This window comes from Candidatus Symbiopectobacterium sp. NZEC135, assembly GCF_025962695.1.
The window spans coordinates 1-1,146 of sequence record NZ_JAGFPF010000605.1 but is presented as its reverse complement, the minus strand read 5'-3'; the positions used below and the strand labels follow the sequence as shown (position 1 = coordinate 1,146).

Below are 1,146 nucleotides of genomic sequence, written 5' to 3'. Positions count from 1 at the left end.
ACGCTGATTCTGCTCTGCGTCTGGGCGGCGGGCTTGACGCTGTTTACCGGTTGGTCATGGTTGACCATTGCGGAAAAGATCGGCGGGGCCGTATTAGGCTGTCTGACGTTCTTCTCTAACCGTTCGCGCGCAGAAGAAAACTACCGTGATGACGATTTGCACGACAATGCGGATCGGGAGAGTGAACAACCCGATACGTTAACCGCATCAACGGAGGCAATAACAGAAGATGTGGATGCGGATGATATATTGCTGGCACCGGCGCCGCGTGAGCGCGCCGCTGATGAAACAGGGCAAAACAGCACGCTGAGCGTCGCTGATGATCACATCACGCCGGTGCAGGAATCGGCTCCGGTTGATACGGTGCCAGACCCAGTGACTGCGCCCAGCGCATTCAACCCTGCGACGCCAGCAACCGCCGTCAGCCACGACACCACTGCGCCGGATTCATTGCCGCCGCTTTACGCGTTTGAATTGCCACAGGCGGCTACGCGGGAAAATACCCCGTTCCCCGCCTTTTCGCCCTCGCCGGTGCCCGATCGCGATCGCACGCCGCCGCTGGGCGCTATGCATGAACTGGGTGCTCCCACCGTGGCAACGGCTACGCCTGCGTCTACCGATATCGTGTCCTTTATGCCCGCTTTTACGGCCGCTGGGGAGGATAATCCTCAGGTGAAACAGGGGATGGGGCCGGAATTGCCGCGCCCAAATCCGGTGCGGATTCCTACCCGGCGTGAACTGGCGTCCTATGGCATCAAGTTGCCCTCGCAGCGTCAGGCGGAAGAGCAAGAGCGAGAAGCGCAACGTCAGGTTCAGTCCCAGCCTGAAATCGGCGAAATGGCAGCGCCAGACGCTGCTGACGTTGACGAGGCCGCACAAGAGTCCGCCTTGCGCCAGGCTTATCTGGAGCAACAAGAGCAGCGCTACGGCGAGGACTATGCCGAACGCGAGCAGGATGAAGAGGCGCTGTTGCAGGCACAATTGGCGCAGGCGTTTTCTCAGCAGCAACAGGCGCGTTATGAGGCCAGTGCAGCGCCAGATAGCCCGAGCGCAACGCCAGTCGTCGAGCCGATAGGTACCAAAGAGGCGGCCTCACTCAGTGCGGCGGCGGCCTTTGTCGCCGGTGTCGCTGAGGATGCCGATGCG

General features: G+C 61.0%; 1 pseudogene. It reads left to right on the top strand.

Annotation, left to right across the window (positions count from 1 at the left end):
• Nucleotides 1-1,146: pseudogene (locus tag J5224_RS29115) on the top strand (cell division protein FtsK); the annotation flags it as partial.